The organism is Kitasatospora sp. NPDC056731 (genome assembly GCF_040687675.1).
In the GTDB taxonomy this organism is placed as follows: domain Bacteria; phylum Actinomycetota; class Actinomycetes; order Streptomycetales; family Streptomycetaceae; genus Kitasatospora.
On record NZ_JBFBNR010000025.1, the window covers coordinates 61684 to 78039 of the forward strand.

General features: G+C 72.7%; 15 protein-coding genes. 7 read left to right on the forward strand and 8 right to left on the reverse strand.

What is annotated here, in order from left to right:
* Window positions 1-50 precede the first annotated feature (50 nt).
* Together AB0R04_RS24650 and AB0R04_RS24655 are read right to left on the reverse strand one after the other, a co-directional pair.
* Window positions 51-776 (reverse strand): DUF4097 family beta strand repeat-containing protein, encoded by a 726-nt coding sequence (locus AB0R04_RS24650; protein WP_363374726.1) that lies wholly within the window; start codon window positions 774-776, stop codon window positions 51-53.
* A 549-nt stretch (window positions 777-1325) separates the two neighbouring features.
* Window positions 1326-2156: an SAM-dependent methyltransferase gene (locus AB0R04_RS24655; RefSeq protein WP_363374729.1), complete on the reverse strand. Its 831-nt coding sequence runs from the start codon at window positions 2154-2156 to the stop codon at window positions 1326-1328.
* A 235-nt stretch (window positions 2157-2391) separates the two neighbouring features.
* Here AB0R04_RS24655 and AB0R04_RS24660 point away from each other — a divergent pair, with 235 nt between their 5' ends.
* From AB0R04_RS24660 to AB0R04_RS24685, 6 genes are all read left to right on the forward strand, one after another.
* Window positions 2392-2748: a PRC-barrel domain-containing protein gene (locus AB0R04_RS24660; RefSeq protein WP_208869133.1), complete on the forward strand. Its 357-nt coding sequence runs from the start codon at window positions 2392-2394 to the stop codon at window positions 2746-2748.
* Between the two features lie 145 nt (window positions 2749-2893).
* A complete protein-coding gene (locus AB0R04_RS24665; protein ID WP_063350689.1) occupies window positions 2894-3160 on the forward strand; it encodes a metal-sensitive transcriptional regulator in 267 nt (88 codons plus the stop codon).
* Between the two features lie 359 nt (window positions 3161-3519).
* Window positions 3520-4953, forward strand: a complete 1434-nt coding sequence (locus AB0R04_RS24670; RefSeq protein ID WP_363374732.1) for an endonuclease/exonuclease/phosphatase family protein — start codon at window positions 3520-3522, stop codon at window positions 4951-4953.
* 14 nt (window positions 4954-4967) lie between these two features.
* Window positions 4968-6959 (forward strand): phosphocholine-specific phospholipase C, encoded by a 1992-nt coding sequence (locus AB0R04_RS24675; protein WP_363374735.1) that lies wholly within the window; start codon window positions 4968-4970, stop codon window positions 6957-6959.
* 97 nt (window positions 6960-7056) lie between these two features.
* Complete coding sequence (locus AB0R04_RS24680; RefSeq protein WP_363374737.1) at window positions 7057-7530, forward strand: VOC family protein; 474 nt, start codon at window positions 7057-7059, stop codon at window positions 7528-7530.
* Between the two features lie 4 nt (window positions 7531-7534).
* The gene (locus AB0R04_RS24685; RefSeq protein WP_363374740.1) at window positions 7535-7984 is read left to right on the forward strand and encodes an SRPBCC family protein; all 450 of its coding nucleotides are present in this window, start codon (window positions 7535-7537) and stop codon (window positions 7982-7984) included.
* Between the two features lie 49 nt (window positions 7985-8033).
* Here AB0R04_RS24685 and AB0R04_RS24690 read toward each other — a convergent pair whose 3' ends face one another.
* From AB0R04_RS24690 to AB0R04_RS24700, 3 genes are all read right to left on the reverse strand, one after another.
* Window positions 8034-9269: an aromatic acid exporter family protein gene (locus tag AB0R04_RS24690; protein ID WP_363374742.1), complete on the reverse strand. Its 1236-nt coding sequence runs from the start codon at window positions 9267-9269 to the stop codon at window positions 8034-8036.
* Window positions 9270-9375: 106 nt separating this feature from the next.
* Window positions 9376-10116 carry a polyprenol monophosphomannose synthase gene (locus tag AB0R04_RS24695; RefSeq protein WP_063350695.1) on the reverse strand — a complete coding sequence of 247 codons (741 nt, stop codon included), beginning with the start codon at window positions 10114-10116 and terminating at the stop codon, window positions 9376-9378.
* Between the two features lie 261 nt (window positions 10117-10377).
* The gene (locus tag AB0R04_RS24700) at window positions 10378-11955 is read right to left on the reverse strand and encodes a N,N-dimethylformamidase beta subunit family domain-containing protein (RefSeq protein WP_363374745.1); all 1578 of its coding nucleotides are present in this window, start codon (window positions 11953-11955) and stop codon (window positions 10378-10380) included.
* Window positions 11956-12312: 357 nt separating this feature from the next.
* Here AB0R04_RS24700 and AB0R04_RS24705 point away from each other — a divergent pair, with 357 nt between their 5' ends.
* Window positions 12313-14214 (forward strand): amino acid transporter, encoded by a 1902-nt coding sequence (locus AB0R04_RS24705; RefSeq protein WP_363374746.1) that lies wholly within the window; start codon window positions 12313-12315, stop codon window positions 14212-14214.
* A 59-nt stretch (window positions 14215-14273) separates the two neighbouring features.
* Here AB0R04_RS24705 and AB0R04_RS24710 read toward each other — a convergent pair whose 3' ends face one another.
* From AB0R04_RS24710 to AB0R04_RS24720, 3 genes are all read right to left on the reverse strand, one after another.
* Window positions 14274-14543 carry a GlsB/YeaQ/YmgE family stress response membrane protein gene (locus AB0R04_RS24710; protein ID WP_363374749.1) on the reverse strand — a complete coding sequence of 90 codons (270 nt, stop codon included), beginning with the start codon at window positions 14541-14543 and terminating at the stop codon, window positions 14274-14276.
* Between the two features lie 171 nt (window positions 14544-14714).
* Window positions 14715-15515, reverse strand: coding sequence for a HEAT repeat domain-containing protein (locus tag AB0R04_RS24715; RefSeq protein WP_363374751.1), 801 nt, complete (start codon window positions 15513-15515; stop codon window positions 14715-14717).
* A gap of 96 nt (window positions 15516-15611) precedes the next feature.
* Window positions 15612-16322, reverse strand: coding sequence for a TetR/AcrR family transcriptional regulator C-terminal domain-containing protein (locus AB0R04_RS24720; protein ID WP_363374753.1), 711 nt, complete (start codon window positions 16320-16322; stop codon window positions 15612-15614).
* Window positions 16323-16356 lie beyond the last annotated feature (34 nt).

Consider the following 16356-nt stretch of genomic DNA (forward strand, 5'->3'; position numbering starts at 1 on the left):
CGAACTAGCCCGTCACGGCGCCCCGTTGGCGGCCCTGTCGACCGGGTCGGTCAGCCCGTCTTGACGGTGATCTCGCCGATGTTCGTCCCGAGGTCCAGCTTGTACTGGCCGTTCGGGTCGTTCTGGACGCCGATGTGCTTCTCGCCCAGGTCGGTCGAGGCGGTGACGTGGTAGGAGGCGGTCGGCACGGTCACGTTGATCTCGCCGTTGGAGGTCTTCGCCGTGATGTTCTGGGCCTTGCCGGGGGTGAGCTTGATCCCGCCGTTGTCGGTCTTGGCGCTGACCCGGTCGCCCTTGAGCGAAGTGCCCTTGATCTCGCCGTTGTCGGTGCGCACGTCGACCGGCCCGGCCACGTCGTCGAGCGTGATGTCGCCGGAACTGGTGTGCACCGAGACGTCGCCGACCTGGGTGAGCTTGATCCCGCCCGCCGACGTCCCCCCGGTGATCGGCAGCCCCGGCGGCAGCTCGACGGTGTAGTCCACCGAGCAGTTGCGTCCGCAGCCGCCGAGCACCAGCACGCCGCCGTCCACCCGGGTGCTCGCGCCCGGCTTGCCGCTCCGGTACGTGATGTTGCGGTGGACGGCGGCCTGGGTGGCGCCGGCCTTGCCGCGCACGGTCACCTCCCCGGCGTCGGTGTCCAGCCGGATGCCGGTGATCTTGTCCGTGACGGTGGCGTCGTCGGTGAAGTTGGTCCCGATCGGGTTGCAGGCGCTGAGCACCCCGGCGGAGAGCCCGGCGACCACGAGAGCCCCCGCGAAACGGTGGTACCTGCCCATGTTCGTCCCCCCATGTGTCCTGCGCTGCTTGTTGCGCGATAGCCCCTGATGACCGCCCCCGTCCGGAGCCGTCCCGACGACAGTAACCGCACGTGGTGGCCCCGGTCGGTGGTATTAACCCCCCTAAAGCGACTCCAGCCAGCCCCCCGGCGCCGCTCCACCCACCCCCACCCACCCCCACCCGTGCCCACCTGGGCCCACCGGTGCCCACCCGTGCCCCTGTCGTCGCCCCGGGGAGAAATCTGTAGACCGGCCTACATATTTTCCGGGGGCGGCCGCGAATCCGTTCTCCGCATAGGAAGTCGGACCCGCCGACTTCCTATGCGGAAACGAGCCTGGCGTCCTCCCGAGCAGGAGAGAATCTGTAGACCGGTCGGTATATTTTCTCCCCATTGGGCGCCTCCGGCTCGCCGTCCGCGCAGGAAGTCGGCGGGTCCGACTTCCTGTGCGCAGGGCGGAATCGTCGGATCAGCGGTTGTTCAGGGAGGGCCGGGGTTCCGGGCGGGGGAGAATCTGTAGACCGGTCGGTATATTCCCCCCGGGCCGCCGTCAGGGCTTGCGACCCACCGCGCCGTAGATGCTGACGCGGTCGGCGCCGGGGGCGGGGGCGGTGTCGGGGCGCCAGAGGGGGACGGTGGTGATGCCGGGGTCGAGGAGGTCGAGGCCGTCGAAGAAGGTGCGGACCTCGTCGCGGGTGCGGCCGACGAGGGGGGCGGTGGCCTTGTCGTAGATGCCGGTGACGCGGTCGCGGACCTCGGCGGGGATGAAGTCGGCAGTGCCGTGCGAGAGGACGAGGTGGCTGCCGGAGGGGAGCGCGTCCATCAGCGTGTCGACCGCCTGGTACGGCTTGTCCTCGTCGCGCAGGAAGTGCAGGACGGCGGCCAGGACGAGGCCGACGGGTCGGGAGAGGTCGAGGAGCCCTGCGGCCTCGACGGCGGCGAGTACGGCGGACGGCTCGCGCAGGTCGGCCTGGAGGACGGCGGTCCGCCCCGGGCCCGTGCCGGACATCAGGGCGCGGGCGTGGCTGAGCACGATCGGGTCGTTGTCGACGTAGGCGACCTGCGTCCCGGGATTGGCGGCCTGGGCGATCTCGTGGGTGTTGCCGGCGGTGGGGATGCCGGTGCCGATGTCGAGGAACTGGTCGATGCCGAGGTCGGCGACGCAGCGCACCGCGCGGGTGAGGAAGCCCCGGTTGGCCCGCGCGGTGGAGCGGAACTCCGGATTGGCGGCGAGCGCCTTCTCGGCGGCGGCCCGGTCGGCGGGGAAGTTGTCCTTCCCGCCGAGGTAGTAGTCGTACATCCGGGCCGGGTGCGGGATGTCGGGCCGCAGGTCGGCCGGGGTTCCGGCCTCGCCGGGCTCCCACGGGTCGTCGTGTCCCACGGCCGCTGCCTCCGTCTGTTGACGATCGGATGATCTGCTTGCAACTCCGTCGGCGGACAGCCTAAAGCCCAGGTCACGGCCCTGGTGGCGGTTGGTCGGGTCACCCCTGTATGTCCGTTTTCGTCGCCCATCGCGCGCCCCCGGTCGTCCCGGCGCAGGATGGGAGGTCCCGGCGGCGAACCGTCGCCGGACGACGGAAGCGGAAAGGCCGGGGAACGGGAGGTCCGACGTCGTGGTGATCGCTATGGCAGACATCCGCGAATGGCGCGGCCACGTCGTGGTCGACGAGAAGAGCCACCGCATCGGCTCGCTGGAGTCCGTCTACGTGGAGACGGCCACTGACCAGCCGTTCTTCGCCACCGTCACGGTCGGCCTGGTGACCAAGCGCCGCCTGGTGTTCGTCCCGCTCGACGGGGCGGTCGTCGGGCCGGACTACGTCCGGGTGGCGTTCCCGAAGAACCAGGTCAAGCAGGCTCCGTCGATCGGCACCGACGACGTCCTGCCCGCCGAGGAGGAACCGGCCGTGTTCGCGCACTACGGGCTCCCGTACGAGACCGGCGCCGGAGGCGAGCGCCGCCTCGCCCGCCGCTGAACACCGCCGCTGAGCAAAGCCGCTGAACACCGCCGCTGAACCGCCGAAGGCCCCAGCGCCCCTCGCCCGCATCGCCCCGCCCGGGAATGGATACCCCGCCGGGTACAGTTGTCAGTCGACAGTCGATGCGAAAGGCGGCCCGGACATGCAGGTGGACGAGGAGTCGGTCGGCGCGGTCCTGAACCGGCTGCGCCGTGCCCAGGGCCAGTTGGCCGGGGTGATCGCGATGATCGAGGCGGGCCGTGACTGCAAGGACGTGGTCACCCAACTCGCGGCGGTCTCGCGCGCCCTGGACCGGGCCGGGTTCAAGATTGTGGCCAGCGGCATGCGCCAGTGCATGGCCGTCTCCGACGAGGACACCCCGCCGATGAGCGAGGCCGAGCTGGAGAAGCTGTTCCTCGCCCTGGCATAAGTCAGGAAGCCGAGGAGCGCAGAAGCCAAGAGGCGCAGAGGCGCAGCAGCGCAGGAGGGCCGCGACGGATCCCGTCGCGGCCCTCCCGGCGTTTCAGGCCCTCCCGGCGCTTCCGGCCCTCTCAGCGCTTCCGGCGTTTCCGCCGAGGATTCCCGCCGTCCGCCACGGAGTTCCCGAACCGCCCGATGGGCCGTCACGCGCCGTTCACGTCCCGGTCGCTGACTTTCGGATGAATGAGGGCCGCCCACAGTTGTACAGCCAACTGCCGGGCCCTCCCTCCCCAGCCTCCGTGACCAGCCGCGCGCGGACCCGGCGCCGACCCCCGGCGGACCGGGCCCCGGGCGGCGGACAGGACAACCGTGGCCGCAGGCAGCGCCCTGACCCTCACCTCCTCCGCCAACCCCACCGAAGGCGACCGGCTCACCTTCCACTGGACGACCGACGCCCCCGACGCCAAGAACTGGGTCGGCGTGTACGACGGCGGCCGCCAGCCCGGCAACGGCAGCTCCCTCGTCTGGAAGTACGTCCCGGGCACCTCCGGGGACCTCCAGCTCGACACCTCCGCGCTGACCGGCGGCCCGTACACCGCCTACCTGCTCGCCAAGGACGGCTACGGCGTCCTCGCCCAGACGGCCCCGTTCAGCTTCCGCGCCAAGCCGGCCGTCGTCCGCCCGCACAGCGCCGTGGACGCCCTCACCACCGCGCCCTTCGCCCCCGGCTCGGCGGTCTCCGTCAAGCTCGGCGGCCTCTGGTCCCGCCCGGCCGGCAACCCGGCGGGGAGCGCCGCCTTCCGCAAGGTCAGCGGGCCGTCCTGGCTGAACGTCACCGCCGACGGCACGCTCACCGGCACCGCGCCCGCGGCGGGCAAGAGCCCCGAGGTGGCCGTCGTCGGCGTCAAGGACAGCGCGGGTGCCGTCGACACCGTCACCGTCCTCATCCCCGTGGTCGACCCCGCCGCGCCGCCGCGCCTCAAGGCCGCCAGCTGGAACCTGCACGACGCCGGCGCCGGGTACACCGACGCCCTGGAGAAGCAGCTGCGCGTCGTCCTCACCCAGGGCCTGGACGTGCTCGCCCTCCAGGAGACCGCCGGTGAGCGGGCGAAGACCCTGGCCGACGCGCTCGGCTGGTACGCCTACCAGAGCCCCGGCAGCGTCGGCATCCTGAGCCGCTACCCGCTCGCCGACGTCACCCCGCCGACCGCCGACCTGCCCGCCGCCGGGGCCACCGTGCAGCTCCCCGGCGGCCGGGCCGTCCGGTTCTGGGCCGCGCACCTCGACGAGGCCGGCTACGGCCCGTACGCGCTCCAGGACGGTCGGACGGCCGCCCAGACGGAGGCGGCCGAGACCGCCTCGCTCCGCCTGAAGCAGGCCAAGGCCCTGGCCGCCGTGGTGCGCGCGGACATCGCCCGGCGGACCCCGGTGGTGCTCGCCGGCGCCCTCTCCTCGCCGTCCCACCTGGACTGGACGGCCGCCACCGCCGCCGCGCACGGCGGCGTCGGGGTGCTCAACTGGCCCGTCGGCGTGGCCCTTCAGGGCGCGGGGCTGACCGACACCTTCCGCGAGGAGCACCGCGACCCGGTCAAGTTCCCGGGCGCGACCTGGTCGCCCACCCGCAAGCAGCGCGGCGCCAAGCCCGAGCCGCAGGACCGCATCGACTACGTCCAGTACGCCGGCCCGCTGAAGCTGGTCGAGGCGCACACCCTGGTCGCCGACTGGCCGCAGCCCGAGCCGAACACCGCCGCCAACGAGTGGCCCTCCGACACCGCCGCCGCCGTCGCCACTTTCCAGCTCTGAGAGGCCAGTTCGTGATGTCCGAGCTCTCCCGCCGCACCTTCGTCGGCGCCACCGCGGCCGTCGGCGCCACCGCCCTGACCGGATTGGGCGCCGCCCCCGCCGAGGCCGCCCCCGCCGCCGCCCCTGCCGCCTCCGAGCGGCTGACGGGCACCATCAAGGACGTCAAGCACGTCGTCGTGCTGATGCAGGAGAACCGCAGCTTCGACCACTACTTCGGCACGCTCAGCGGCGTCCGCGGCTTCGGCGACAAGCAGGCGCTCCAATTCCCGGACGGCGCCGACGTGTTCCGCCAGCCGGACAGCCGCCGCAGCGACGGCGGCGCCATGCTGCCGTACCGGATGGACACCTCGAAGTACAACGCGCAGAACGCCGGCGGCCTGCCCCACGACTGGGCGACCGGCCACCAGGCGATCAACAACGGCGCGATGAACAAGTGGATCGCCGCCAAGGGCGAGCGCACCATGGGCTACTTCACCCGGGACGACATCCCCTACCAGTACGCCCTGGCCGACGCGTTCACCCTCTGCGACGCCTACTTCACCTCCCTCGCCGGCCCGACCGACCCCAACCGGCTCTACCTCTGGACGGGCACCTCCGGCCCCGGCCGCGACGGCACCACCGGGCCCTGGATCGACAACACCCCGGTCACCGACAACCCCGTCGCCGACTGGACCACCTACGCCGAGCGCCTGGAGCAGGCCGGCGTCAGCTGGCGGGTCTACCACAACCCCAGCAAGGACGACCGCACCGGCGACTACGACGACAACGCCCTCTCCTACTTCAAGCAGTTCCACAACTTCCCGCCCACCGACCCGCGTTACATCAACGCGATGACCAAGTTCGACCCGGCCGCCTTCGACCGCCACTGCAAGGACGGCACCCTGCCGACCATCTCCTGGCTGGTCGCCCCCTACCTCTTCTCCGAGCACCCGGAGGCCGGCCCGGCGTACGGGGCGCACTGGGTCAACCAGGCCCTCCAGTCGCTGATGTCCAACCCGGCGGTGTGGGAGCACACCGTCTTCCTGGTCATGTACGACGAGAACGACGGCTACTTCGACCACATGGTCCCGCCCACCCCCGAGCCCGGCACTCCCGAGGAGTTCACCCAGGGCCGCGCCATCGGCCTCGGCAACCGCGTCCCGCTGTGGGTCGTCTCGCCCTGGTCGCGCGGCGGTTGGGTCAACTCCCAGGTCTTCGACCACACTTCCGTGCTGCGCTTCATGGAGCTGGTCACGGGCGTCGCCGAGCCGAACATCTCGGCCTGGCGCCGGTCCGTCTGCGGCGACCTCACCAGCTGCTTCGACTTCGCCGCGCCGAACCGGTCCGTCCCGTCGCTGCCCGACACCACCGCCCTGATGGCCAGGGCCGACGCGGGCACCAAGCTGCCCGGCGTCGCCCTCCCGGCGGTCGGAGCCCAGTCGATGCCCGTCCAGGAGCGCGGCGAGCGCCCGCACCGCCCGCTGCCCTACCAGCCGTGGGCCGACGTGGAGGTGGACCGCAAGACCGGCAAGGTCACCTGCACGATGAGCAACGACGGTTCGGTGGCCTTCCCGTACACCGTCTACCCGAACATCGCGCTGCCCTTCGCGGGCACCCCGTACACCGTCGCCCCCGGCGCCACCGCCCGGTACGTCTGGGACGCCGCCACCACCAACGGCCGCTACGACTTCACCGTCCACGGCCCGGACGGCTTCGTCCGCCGCTTCGCCGGCACCGTGGTCCGGGACGGGCAGGACGGCCAGAACGACATCGGCGTGCCGATCGTCACCGCCGACCTGCACGGCAGCGTGCGGCTCACCTTGCAGGTGGCCAACGACGGCATGACCGACGTCTCCTTCACCGCCGCCCCCAACGACTTCGCCGACACCGCGCAGACCGTCCGGGTCAAGCCCGGGCAGCAGGTGAACCTGTCCTGGCCGCTGGACAAGCAGGGCCGCTACGACGTCGTCGTCACCGCCCACACCGGTCTGCGCTTCGTCCAGCGCTACGCGGGCTGGGTGCACTGACCCGGTAGCGGGCGGGCCGCGGGCCGGGGGCGCCGAACCGGTGACCCCCGGCCGTGGCTCGGCCGTCCGGGCGGGGCCCGGGGCTACCGTCGGGCGCATGCAGAAGATCACCACCTTCCTCTGGTTCGACGGCCAGGCCGAAGCGGCCGCCACCTTCTACACCTCGCTCTTCCCCAACTCCCGCATCACGCAGGTCACCCGCTACCCCGAGACCGGCCCCGGCGGAGCCGGCTCGGTCATGACCGTCGCCTTCGAACTCGCCGGGCGGGAGTACGCGGCCCTCAACGGCGGCCCCGAGTTCCACTTCACCGAGGCCATGTCGCTGCAGGTGGAATGCGAGGATCAGCAGGAGGTCGACGAGCTCTGGGCCAAGCTCACCGCCGACGGCGGCCAGGCGGGCCCGTGCGGCTGGCTCAAGGACCGCTTCGGCCTCTCCTGGCAGATCACCCCGCGCGTCCTGCTCGACCTGATCGCCGACGAGGACCGGGCCAAGGCCGGCCGGGTGATGGCGACGATGATGCGGATGCAGAAGATCGAGGTCCAGCCGCTGCTCGACGCGGCCAGGGGCTGACGCGATGGCCGCGCCCGCCCTCCGCAGCACCCTCTACCTGCGTGCCACCCCCGAGCGGGTCTGGCACGCCCTCACCAACGCCGACGAGTCCGGCCTCTACTGGGGCCACCGCAACGTCTCGACCTGGCTGCCCGGCGCGCCCTGGGAGCACCAGCGGGCCGACGGCTCCGGGACGGCCGACGTGATCGGCGTCGTCGAGGCCGTCGACCGCCCGCACCGGCTGGTCACCACCTGGGCGGGGCCCGGGGAACGACGCCCGGGCGGTCCCTCCCGGGTCACCTTCGAGCTCCGGGGCTGGCACGACCTCACCCGGCTCACCGTCACCCACGACCAGCTGGCCGACGAGGCCGAGCGGGCGGACGTCGAGCAGGGCTGGTCGGCGGTGCTGTCCAACCTGAAGACCTACCTGGAGACCGGCCACCCGCTCCCGCAGGAACCCTGGTCGATGCCCTGAGCCCCCTGAGCCCCCTGAGCCCCCGACCCCCCCGGAGTCCGACGCAGGGTCAGCGCCCGGCCCGCACCGCCGGGCGCGCCCGCTCGCCCCGGACGAACCGGCGCAGCCCGGCGAACCGCGAGAACCGCTCCCGGCTCGCCACCGAGGCCCGGTCCAGCTCCTCCATCAGCCGCCGGCTGCGGTGCTCCAGGTCCAGTTCGTCCAGGATCCGGTCCACCTCGGCCAGTATCGAACCGTGCAGCTGCCACGCCTCGGGGTGCTCCCGCACCTTCTGCAGCAGCACCTGGGCGACGTTCTCCCGGCAGGTCCAGGCCGCGGCCAGCTCGGCGGTCAGCCGCCGCTCCGCCTCCTCGGCGCTGCGGCTCACCTGGGTGGTGACCAGCACCGCGAAGCTGACCATGGCCCCGCCGACGTGCGCCAGCAGTTCCTCCAGGCCCACCGCGACGTCCGGCGGGAACAGCCGCTCGCCGGGCGCGCGCCGCTTGGCCAGGTCGGTCAGCGAGCGCGCCAGTACCCGGATCACCACCACGCAGATCTCCAGGGTGTCCAGCCCGGTGCGCAGCACCAGCCGGGACAGCAGCCCGTCGTTGATCCGCGGATTGAGCCGCAGGCTGTCCTCCGCCTGGCGCAGTGCCACGTCCACGTCGGCGATGGCGTGGTCGAGCCGGCGGGCCTCGTGCAGCTGCTCGGCGGCCCGGGCGACCGGGGTCGGACGGCCCAACTGCTCGGCGATGTCCAGCAGCAGCTGGCGGGCCCGCCGGGCGAGGTCCTCGATCGACTCCCCGGCGGTGTCCACCCAGACCGGCGGGGCGAACAGCAGGTTGAACAGCAGGCCGACGGCGGCGCCGATCAGCGTCTCCAGCACCCGGTCCCAGGCCTGCGAGGCGAGCCCGCTGACGCCGAGGATCAGCATGGCGCTGATCGCGACCTCCTGGACGAACTCCTCGACCCGGACGAACCGGCCGACGACCAGCGAGGCCAGGATGATCAGCCCGAGGCTCCACCAGGAGAGCCCCACCACGGCGCTGAAACCGGTCGCGATCAACACGCCGACGACCACCGAGTTGACCCGGCGGATGCTGGTCTTGAGCGTCGAGTAGACGGTGACCTGCACCACCAGCAGCGCGGTGAGCGGGGCGGTCAGCGGGGCCGGCTCGCTGCTGAGCCGGGTGGCCACCGCGAAGGCGAGGGTGGCGGCCACGGTGGCCCGCACGGTCTGGACGACGAAGGGTTCTCGGGCACCGCGGCGGATCAGGGCCGTGAGGGACTCCGGGAGAAGGGCCATGTCGCCCTTCTTTCCCTGTGGCAGCCCTTCACACCGCCGAGCCGCCCGACCGGCACCCGTATGCCCGGGCCCGGGTCACGGGACAGAACATCCGGCGGGCTACGCCCTATCGCGGGTCCTGGCGGTTCAGCCGCAGCTTCCAGGGCGCCAGCGCCGACTCGACCTGCACCCCGATGCTCATCTTCGACGCGCCCTCGATCCGCTCCTCGAAGCGGATCGGCACCTCGCGGATCGTCAGGCCGCGCTGGACGACCCGGTAGTTCATCTCGACCTGGAACGAGTACCCGCTGCTCTGCACGGTCGGCAGGTCGATCGCCCGCAGGGTGCTCGCCCGCCAGGCCTTGAAACCGGCGGTGGCGTCCCGGACGCCCAGGCCGAGGATGGTGTTGACGTAGAGGTTGGCCCAGGCGGACAGGGCCTTGCGGTGCCAGGGCCACTCCGCGGCGGTCGAACCGCCGGGCACGTAGCGGGAGCCGAGCACCACGGCGGTGTCGTCGGCCAGCAGGGCCTGGACCATCGCGGGTATCGCCGAGGCCGGGTGCGAGAGGTCGGCGTCCATCTGGACCACGACGTCGGCGTCCTCGTCCAGGGCCCGGGCCATGCCGGCCAGGTAGGCGCGGCCGAGGCCGTCCTTCTCGGTGCGGTGCAGCACGCCGACGGTGCCGCCGGACTCCGCGGCGAGCTTGTCGGCGATCTCGCCGGTGCCGTCCGGCGAGTTGTCGTCGACCACCAGCAGGTGCAGGCCCGGTACCGGGAGGTCCGCGAGAAGACCCGCGAGGACCGGAAGGTTCTCCCGCTCGTTGTACGTGGGGACGACGACAACGACCTTCGGGGAGGCCTCGACCATGTTCTGTTTCCCTCGTGCCCTTTCCGGCCGGCACCCGTGCCACGCCGGACGGTTGTCCTTGACGACCTGCGGTGGATGAGACCGTGCGAGTGTATCGGTGCGGCGGACGGTTCCTCGCCCCGGGTGACGGGCTGGGCACGGCCGGCCACGGCCCGGAAATCCGTTCGACCGCGATGCGTGCCCGGGGCGCCGCGTCACCGCCCCGATCCGTCGTCCCGGGAAATTTCTTCGACGGTCCCTCGCCCGGTGGGCCCCGGGTGCCTACGCCCCGCCGTAGACGGTCGCGAGGTTGTCCCGGGCCGGGTGGGTCAGGCCGGCCGGGCCGGCGGCGAAGGTGCGCAGGACGTTCTCGGTGACCCGGCGGACCAGGTCCCCGGCCCGGGCGTCGATCCCGTGGTCGGCGCTGCCGCCCCCGGGCCCGTGCGCGTCCAGGGCCTCCACCCAGCGCATCGTCCCGGAGGCGAACACCCCGGCGCCGCCCGGCATGGTGTAGTACGCGGTGTCGGAGTGCGAGCGGCGGCCCTCGCAGACCACGGGGGAGTGCGCGATCACCTCGATCGGACGCGGGGTGGGGAAGGCGGTGTCCACCCGGTCGTACTCGACGCCGACCAGGTGCGGGAACGACGCCCCGGCGGCGACGCCGGTGCCCTCGAACGCCCAGTGCTCCGGCGAGCCGACCACGTACGGGGCGTCCACCGGGTAGCCGTCGTAGATCACGCCGAGCATCGAACTCTCCGGGTCGGCGCCCGGGCCGGCCCGGAAGTCGGTGGTCGCCGGGGCGCCGGCCTGGTGTCCCGGGTCCTGCGCCCACGCGTCCTTGTAGCAGACCACCGTCCGGTCCGGGCCCAGCTCCGAGGGTTCGAAGCGGACCCGGCGGAAGCAGCAATTGGCGCCCAGGACCGCCAGGTTGGTGCCGGCGTCCCGGGCCGTGACCACCTGGGTGCGCTGCTCGGGGGACCAGTACTCGTCGTGGCCGAGCGAGAGGACGGCGCTCGCGCCGTGCAGCAGCCCGGGCTCGCGGGCCACGTCGATCCCGGTGGTGTAGGCGAGCGGCAGCCCGAGCCGCTCGGCGAGCGCGACCAGTGGCGCCTCGTACACCAGGAACAGCCCGGCGCCGTGGTCGTAGTTGTAGGGCCGGTCGAAGACCACCCGCAGCGAGCGGGTGGCCAGACCGCCGGTGGGGCCGTTGTAGAGGCTGTACCCGCCCCACTCGTTGTACGCCTGCCAGGTGGCGGGGGCGCTCATCACCACCGTCCGCCCGGCGGTGGCGGCGGAGCGGACGGTGAGCGGGACGTAGCGCTGGCCGGAGCCGTCCTCGGCGTCCAGGCGCAGCAGGTAGGCGCCCTCGGGCCAGCCGGTGGTGTCCACGGCGAGGGTGCGCTGCCAGCCGGTCAGCACGGTCCTGGTCGCGGGGTCCACGTGCGGGGCGGGCTGCCGGCCGCCCGGGACGTGCTCGCGGCGCCAGACCAGGCGGGCGCGGGCGCCGTCGTACCAGCCGGTGCGGTAGGCGGAGACGGTGAAGGCGGCGGCCGGGGTGGAGACGTGCAGGCCGAACTGCTCACCGGGCAGCACGCTGACCCGGTCGGCGAAGCCCTCGATGGCGTCGGCGGGGCCGGGGTCGGTGATCTCCCAGTCGGGCGCGCCGGGCAGGGACTGCTCCGGCGGGACGTCCACGTGCTGGGCGTCGGTGGTCGGGGCGGGGTCGTCGAGGGAGGGGCGCGGGGCAGGTCCGTCGGACGAGGAGTGCGGGGCGGGGTCCGGGCGGCGGGTGCCGCAGGAGGCGGTGGCCGCCGCCAGCAGGCCCAGGCCCAGAATCCCCCGCCGACTCGGTTCCGCCACCGCTGCCTCCCTGGTGTCCGTCCTCGGTAAACCTGCACACATCGGTCGATTGCGCGGACATCCTCGCCCGTTCCGGGCAGCAGGTGCGGCCCGCCGCGCCGGGACGACCAGCACGGCGGGGCGCCGCCCGCCACCGCTGAGGGCCGTCCGGGGCACCGCTGGCGTGTCCGGACGCGCTGCTCCCCGGCGGCACCGATCCGGTCCCCTAGCCTGACCAGGCCCGCCGTCCGGCGGCCTTTGGGGGGCCGGAGCCGAGCGCGGCCGGCCGACTCGTGGACAGGGGTGCACGTGGTGTCGTCGGATTCGGCCGATCCGGGGGTGACGCCCGCGACCCGCGGCGCGAGGTTCCGGGCATGGATGCTGGAAGGCCTGTCGGACATGGCCAAGCAGCACCCCGGCCCGCACGCCGAGGCGCCGCACGTCAAGGGCCAGCGCTGGTGGCGGGTGATGTGCCTGACCGGCCTGGACTACTTCTCCACGCTCGGCTACCAGCCCGGCATCGCCGCCCTCGCCGCCGGCCTGCTCTCGCCGCTGGCGACCATCGTGCTGGTGATCGTCACCCTGCTCGGCGCCCTGCCCGTCTACCGGCGGGTCGCCCAGGAGAGCCCGCACGGCCAGGGCTCGATCGCGATGCTGGAGCGGCTGCTGTCGTTCTGGCAGGGCAAGCTCTTCGTGCTCACGCTGCTCGGCTTCGCGGCCACCGACTTCATGATCACCATCACCCTGTCGGCCGCCGACGCGACCGCGCACCTGGTGGAGAACCCGCATCTGCACAGCGCGCTGACCGGCAAGCAGGTGACGATCACCCTCATCATGGTGGCCCTGCTCGGCGGGGTCTTCCTCAAGGGCTTCAGCGAGGCGATCGGCATCGCCGTCGTCCTGGTCGCGGTCTATCTCGCGCTGAACGTCGTGGTGGTGACCAACGGACTCTGGCACGTGCTGAAAGCCCCGCACGTCGTCGGCGACTGGACCGACGCGCTCACCGCCGAGCACGGCAACGTGATCGCGATGATCGGCGTCGCACTGATCGTCTTCCCGAAGCTCGCGCTCGGCCTGTCCGGCTTCGAGACCGGCGTCGCCGTGATGCCGCACATCGAGGGCGACCCGGACGACACCGAGGAGAAGCCCACCGGCCGGATCCGCGGCGCCCGCAAGCTGCTCACCACCGCGGCCGCGATCATGAGCTGCTTCCTGATCACCACCAGCCTCATCACCACCCTGCTGATCCCCGCGGACGCCTTCAAGGCCGGCGGCCAGGCCAACGGGCGGGCCCTCGCCTACCTCGCCCACCAGAACCTCGGCAACACCTTCGGCAGCGTCTACGACCTGTCCACGATCGCCATCCTCTGGTTCGCCGGCGCCTCCGCGATGGCCGGACTGCTCAACCTGATGCCGCGCTACCTGCCCCGCTACGGCATGGCCCCGCACTGGGCCCGCGCGGTGCGCCCCACCGTGATCGTCCTCACCCTGATCGCCTTCCTGGTCACCTGGCTGTTCGACGCCAACGTGGACGCCCAGGGCGGCGCGTACGCGACCGGCGTGCTGGTGCTGATCAGCTCGGCCGCCATCGCCGTCACCATCGCCGCCCACAAGTCCGGGCAGCGCCGCAGGACGGTCGGCTTCGCCGTGATCGCCGGGGTCTTCCTCTACACCACGGCCGTGAACATCGCCGAGCGGCCGGACGGCGTCAAGATCGGCGGCTGCTTCATCGCCGGCATCATGCTGGTCTCCTTCCTCTCCCGGCTCAAGCGGGCCTTCGAACTGCGCGTCACCGACGTGGTGCTCGATGTCGTCGCCGAACGCTTCGTCCGGGACTACATGCACCGCCCGCTACGGCTGATCGCCAACGAGCCGAACAACCGGGACCTCGCCGAGTACCGTGACAAGATCCGCCAGATCCGCGCCGACAACGACATCCCGGTCGAGGACGACCTGGTGTTCGTGGAGGTCACGGTGCTCGACCCGTCCGACTTCGAGGCCGAGCTGACCGTGCGCGGCGAGGTGCTGCACGACCGCTACCGGGTGCTGACGCTGCAGAGTTCCAGCGTGCCGAACGCGCTGGCCGCCCTGCTGCTGCGGGTCCGGGACCTCACCGGGCAGCAGCCGCACATCTACTTCGAGTGGACCGAGGGCAACCCCTTCGCCCAGTTCCTGCGGTTCTTCCTGTTCGGGCAGGGCGAGATCGCCCCCGTCACCCGCGAAGTCCTGCGCGAGGCCGAACCGGACCGCAGCCGCCGCCCGGCCGTCCACGTCGGCTGACGGCACCTCCCCGCCGAACGGGTCGGCCGTCTCCGTCTGCTGCTCAATGGCAGTCCAGGTCAGCGGCTCGGGTGGGACTTGCTCCAGGCCGGGGCGACGAAGGCCACCAGGGCGACGGCGAAAGCGAGTTGGAGAAGGTGCCGGATCCAGTCGATGCCCGAGGTGTGGCGGACACCGATCCATCCGGAGACGGCGTTGCCGAGCCAGGCCCCGGCGGCGCCGAGCAGCATCGTCAGCCACCAGGGGATCGACTGCGGCCCGCGCAGGATCAGCTTGGCCAGTACGCCCAGCACGAAGCCGATGAGCAGAATCCACAGGAGCTGGAACATCGCAGTCCACCTTCCGGGCGCCGCCGGACTGACACCGGCGCGCCGAATCGCCGAGACGCGGTTCGTCCCATGATCGCCCGGATCGGCCGAACGGGCACGTCGGGAGTTTCTACGGCTCCGGCTGCACCTGCTCGGTCCCGAGCTTCACCGAGGATTCCTGGCGGCCGGCCCTCAGCGCTCCAGTGCTGCCTCGACGGCCTCGCGGACGTCCGGGTGCGGGTCGTTCGCGAGGCCGTCGAGCAGGGCGGCGACACCCGGGGTGGACCAGCCGGCGACGGCCCACACCAGTTCCTCGCGCACGGCCGGGTCCGGGTGGGCGGCCAGCCGGGCGAGGCGGTCCAGTGGGCCGCGGCGGCGGCGCCCGAAGCTCTGCAGGGCGGCGAGCAGTTCGGCGGGGTCGCCCGGCTCGCCGGCGGCCTCGATCCGGGCGAGCAGGACGGGCACGGGCGGCGGCGGGGCGTCCAGCGGGTGCTGGTGGCGCTCGCGCAGTCGACGGCTGCCGTACCCGCCGACGGGCTGGCAGCCCATGCAGGGGCAAGGCCGGGTGCCGTGGGCGTTCGGCTGGTAGCGCCAGCCGGAGACCTGCGGCACGCCGCGGATCCGGTGAACCTCGCGGGCGCCCACCGCGCGCGGCACGAACACCTCCCAGCCGCGCGGGTCCGCCAGTTCGGCGATCCGCCGCACCGCCTCGGCGGCGGGCACCCACTGCTGGGCGTCCCTCGCGCGGTCCCGGTAGTGCCCGGCCAGCACCTGCTGCGTGTCGTCCAGCCGGAGGTGCACCGCGACCAGCGAGCCCCCGGTGCCGAACCGGGCCAGTTCGCGCAGCCACTGGTGGGTCAGCGGGTACGAGGGCAGTACCGGGAAGCAGTACAGCCCGCGCACGCCGCCCTGCCCCCGGCTGTCGGCCCGGATCCCGGCGCGGCGGATCCGCGGCGCGTTCGCCGCGGTGGTCAGGTGCACGAACATCGCCATGGCCCGGGATGCTAGCGGCTGGCCGACCGCGGGCCCATCGGATTTCCTCGGGAGGCGGGGCGGCGCGGGGCGGGTCGGGAGGCAGGGCAGGAGGCGTCAGGCGGTGCCCGTGCGGCGGGTGATCAGGGCGGTGAGGCCGTCCAGGATGCGGTCCAGGCCGAAGTCCAGGGCCTGGTCGCGCCCGTCCTCGCCGGTCATGGCGGCGGCCAGGGAGGGGTAGCGGTCGGCGTGCTGGTGCACCAGCGTGCCGAGGGCGGTGAGGAGTTCGGCTTCGGGGGAGCCGTCGGGCCCGGCGGCGCGGGACTGCTGGGCGATGCTGCGGACGTGTCCGGCGAGCAGGACGGCGGCGTCCATCCGCTCGGGGCCGGTCAGTCCGTGGCCGTCGAGGGCGGTCACTACCTGTTCCAGCCAGGTGAGTTCCTTCGGGCCCATCACCCGGGGGCCGACGGTGGCGTCGAGCAGCCATGGGTGGCGGCCGAACGACTCGGTCAAATGGTGCGCCCAGGCCGTGAGTTGGCCCCGCCAGTCGTGGGCGTGCCGGTCCTGCGGGGGCTCGCCGACGGCGGCCTCGACCATCAGGGCGACGAGTTCGGCCTTGCCGGGCACGTAGCGGTAGAGCGACATCTTGGTGAAGTCGAGCAGCCCGGCGACCTTCTGCATCGAGACCGCGCCCAGGCCTTCGGCGTCCGCGATCTCGACGCCCGCCGCCGCGATCCGCTCCAGGCTGAGGGCCGGTTTCGGCCCGCGGGTGGGCTTGGCCGGGGGGCCCCAGAGCAGCCGCACCATGTCGTTCGCCGCCTCGCTCACATTCCGCTCCCGTTCTGGGGGTTGCTCGTCCGAC